Genomic DNA, 3,884 nt, shown 5'->3' on the forward strand with positions numbered 1-3,884 from the left:
ACAATATGGTGAGGTGTCCGAGTGGCTGAAGGAGCACGCCTGGAAAGTGTGTATACGGCAACGTATCGGGGGTTCGAATCCCCCCCTCACCGCCATATTCAAGAAAGAGCCTGTACGCAAGTACGGGCTTTTTGCTTAGATATCCTCCGTACAGGGGGGATGAGAACCCCCGACCGGGGTTCGACAACTGGCGCAGCCAGTTGGACAGATGACGAGCCTGCGAGGAGTCTGCCCGAAGGGCGAGCGCAGCGAGTCAATCCCCCCCTCACCGCCATATTCAAGAAAGAGCCTGTACGCAAGTACGGGCTTTTTGCTTATAGATATCCTCCGTACAGTGGGGATGAGAACACCAGACCGGGTGGGGTAAACGCTTTAGCGTGCTCGCAGTTACCCTTTTCTTTATTCCCGAATTCATCCCCGAGACTATAGATAACAAGACTACTATTTTATGTCCGCTAAGAACGTTTTATGAGTTCAGCGAGGAAACACAAACGCTTATGCTCAATTATATAGATGCCATTAAGGCGGAGGTTAATCAGCCATGGAAATCAGTAAAATAACGCCATAATCAATGAGGATTATGACTACTACCTTTGAGATCGCATTTTCTGAATTAACGTCAATAAAGCTTTCTGAAGGGCAGTACAACGCATTGAGCACCTCCGACTGGCAACCCCAATGTGCTTAATCAGCCCGCGCCATATAACGGGTGAATGTGCTCACCCAAACTGAACATCAATATCATCGGGTCGGCTAAAAGGCCGGATGACCATATCGACTTACAGCAATGCTTAATGCTTAACCAGACGATTGATAAAGCGCAAAATCTTCTTGACCGTTTCAGCGCAACTCCCTATAGTAGCGCCCCGTTGCCCCCGCAAGGTCTGGCAGCAATACAATATGGTGAGGTGTCCGAGTGGCTGAAGGAGCACGCCTGGAAAGTGTGTATACGGCAACGTATCGGGGGTTCGAATCCCCCCCTCACCGCCATATTCAAGTTAAGAGCCTGTACGCAAGTACGGGCTTTTTGCTTATAGATATCCTCCGTACAGGGGGGATGAGAACCCCCGACCGGGTGTTCGCCCCACTCTCTGTCATATCTCATACAAAATCAATTGCTTACGGCGTAAAAATGGTTTAATCCTGCATAAAATGTTGCATAAAGAAGTTCATGTAAAAAAGCTTTTCGTATCTGAACCTCTTGTTTTAACGGTGCTTTCCTCAATATAGCTTTTTAAAATCATCAACTGACAGTTTCATCATTCAACATGAAAATATGTTCAATCTCACCATTCGAACCAACATCTGCCCGGTCTAGCCCATCAGTCACAATGCATCAACACTGACACTGCTGCATATTAATTATCCGGGTGTATATACAGGCGGCGCTAAATGAGGACGTGTTTCATGTGCCACTGAATTCGTCTGTCATTCTAGTACAGTCCGGCAACCGTGCGCCTCAATCTTTGATGCAGCAGGAAATGAGCCGGTATTACACTGTCGCTGCGTTTTTTGGGATACTTACAAATGCGCACAGAGCAGGCTCCAATACCCGCAATGGCTACTCTTCCAGAACCCTGTTCAGTGATGACGGTGAGATAGAAATTCAGTCCCCACGAGACCATGAAAGCACCTTCGAACCTTAGCTGATAAAGAATAACCAGACACGTATTGCGCATATGGGCAGTCAGATCCTGTCACTTTATGCAAAGGGCATGATCACCCGCGAAATTGTCGCCACCTTCAAAGAGATGTACGATGTCGACGTCTCACCCACACTGATATCTAAAGTCACTGATGCGGTTAAAGAACAGGTGGCTAAGTGTTACGCCCTTTATATTACTAACTCGTGTGCCTGCGACACACCGTAATCTTCCCTGACCAGTCCAATGAACAACATATACAGAACAGAATTGCAAGCTCGAGTTTGAACTGATAAAATCAAAATAATATCTACGATATCATATATCAAGGAATAGGCTCTGCTGCTTCAACTAGCCACTGCGATAATGCTTCTGGAGGATTTAGACGCATTGCTCGTAGTGTATTCCTATAATCAGGTGGCATAACCTCCACATTAATAATAATGTTATTCCTACTATCCCCAGCACCAAAAACCCCCTCCTCATCCAGATGTTTCATGGCTGTCTCCATAATTTTTAATCGTATATTAAATTCGACGTCCCAATCAGATTTCGAAACCTTATAATCCATTTTAGGTCGAAGAGAAAACAATCTATTTACGTGTTCAAAATAATCAATTCCAAAATTAAAATAAGGAGATTCTGCATATGACCATCTTATAAATTTAGCATCACCTTCGTTATAGTTGTTTTCAATCAAATAACGCACTAACGCTTCATGTGACCAAGCAGCAATACTTGGAGAAAGAGCTTCTCCAGTTGTAATCAAAGAACAATAATAAAAGTGCTCCTCATTTTTTAATAACTCACAGAAGGCTATATTTGCAGCTTTTTCAACTTCAATTAATAATTCCTCTTCTGAAACGAAGCTCATAAAACCATCCTCAAAGTTATTTTATCTAAAGATCACAAATTAAGTTCGTATTTAAGGTGGTGCGAATACAGCGGCCTGTGACATCGTACTCATAGCGCAGTGTGCGCCCGGTAAAGTCGGTTTCCGCGATTAGCTGCCCGGCTTTAGTAAGTCAGCCAGTAACATTCACCTTCGGCATTGGTGATTTCAGTCAGGCGAGTGAGTTTGTCGTAACGGCACATCAGTCGCTCGCCATCAGAGTGAACGGTTGAGGGCTATCTGGCGAATATTGTCTTCATAATATTTATGATGATGAAGTTTCTGTTATTTTTGAGTATGCAACTCCTTTGAATTTTTCTTTTTTCATTTTGACAACTAATTCATCAGAAAGCATCAAGTAAGATAAATATTCAGAACACCTTGCAATACTGAAATCACCCGGAGGGTTTTTAATGAAAGAAACTTTTTTAAATCCCATAATGGCTTTTTCAGTGTTGGGTATATATTCGCAAATTGAATTCCGCAAATTAATTAATGGTAGTTTGGTTATCACATTCAATATATAAAAATCCTTTAACAATCCATCATTTGCATGGATATCCACTTTATAAAATTCAACGTTATTATTTGAATGCGCTTCAAGAAAAATCTTTAACCGTTCATTGATTACTGGTATGAGTGAATTGTTGGGCAGGCAATCATATTTATTTAAAATGTTTAAGTCTGCCTTGTAATTAATGACGGGGTGAATATTCATTTTTTCAACATGAATGCTTCTATTAAATAAAAAATAACTTACGATATCATATTGATAACCCCCAATATGTTTGTTTGGGTATTGTTCTGGTATGCTCCACATATACATATCTGTTCTCCTTAAGGCAATAATACAGTCCATGGACGTCTATTTTTATTCAGTGCCCTATCTCCTGATTTTAAAGCTGCTCTTTCATCAGCAACGATCTTATCAAATGCTTCGCGATATACTTTTACAGTCCATCCATTTTTTTACTAAAACTAAGTGCTTCATCCATTTTATGAGCTAGATTTTAACTCACTTTTCCCCAGTGTTTCCCTTTATGCATAGAACGAGTTGCATGTAGATTTCCTTTTATCGGTAAGAAAATTTTATTTTGCATTTTTGTAGGTCGAAGCCTGCTGCTTGCAGCAGAGGGTAATTATTGGTCAACGCATTCTTACCACGGATGATATGGTGCTACTGGAATCCCTTTTTCTTCAGATCATTAGCCCGTTTGCAACTCAGGCCAAATGGATCTATCCAGTTACGGATCAACTCACGCTAATAGTCATATATGAGCATCAAACTACCAGATCCGTTCGCACACTCCCTATACCACCACGTCATAGTTTATACGCTACCGCCATGC

General features: G+C 41.8%; 2 protein-coding genes, 2 tRNA genes, 1 other RNA gene and 1 pseudogene. 4 read left to right on the forward strand and 2 right to left on the reverse strand.

What is annotated here, in order from left to right; genetic code table 11:
- Positions 1-7: 7 nt before the first annotated feature.
- From CHU32_RS27560 to CHU32_RS28755, 4 genes and pseudogenes are all read left to right on the forward strand, one after another.
- Positions 8-95: transfer RNA gene (locus CHU32_RS27560), tRNA-Ser, on the forward strand.
- Positions 96-139: 44 nt separating this feature from the next.
- Positions 140-274, forward strand: a non-coding RNA gene (locus CHU32_RS27565) — RtT sRNA.
- 628 nt (positions 275-902) lie between these two features.
- Positions 903-990: transfer RNA gene (locus CHU32_RS27570), tRNA-Ser, on the forward strand.
- Positions 991-1,370: 380 nt separating this feature from the next.
- Positions 1,371-1,823: pseudogene (locus CHU32_RS28755) on the forward strand (lipoprotein YafT); the annotation flags it as partial.
- Positions 1,824-1,968: 145 nt separating this feature from the next.
- Here the strand turns inward: CHU32_RS28755 and CHU32_RS27580 are convergent.
- Both CHU32_RS27580 and CHU32_RS27590 read right to left on the reverse strand, forming a co-directional pair.
- The gene (locus CHU32_RS27580) at positions 1,969-2,517 is read right to left on the reverse strand and encodes a DUF4303 domain-containing protein (protein ID WP_103678826.1); all 549 of its coding nucleotides are present in this window, start codon (positions 2,515-2,517) and stop codon (positions 1,969-1,971) included.
- Between the two features lie 283 nt (positions 2,518-2,800).
- Entirely contained in the window at positions 2,801-3,361 is a 561-nt protein-coding gene (locus CHU32_RS27590; protein ID WP_103678827.1) for an imm11 family protein, read from the reverse strand.
- Between the last annotated feature and the right edge of the window lie 523 nt (positions 3,362-3,884).

Source organism: Superficieibacter electus, from assembly GCF_002915575.1.
Taxonomy (GTDB): Bacteria; Pseudomonadota; Gammaproteobacteria; order Enterobacterales; family Enterobacteriaceae; genus Superficieibacter; species Superficieibacter electus.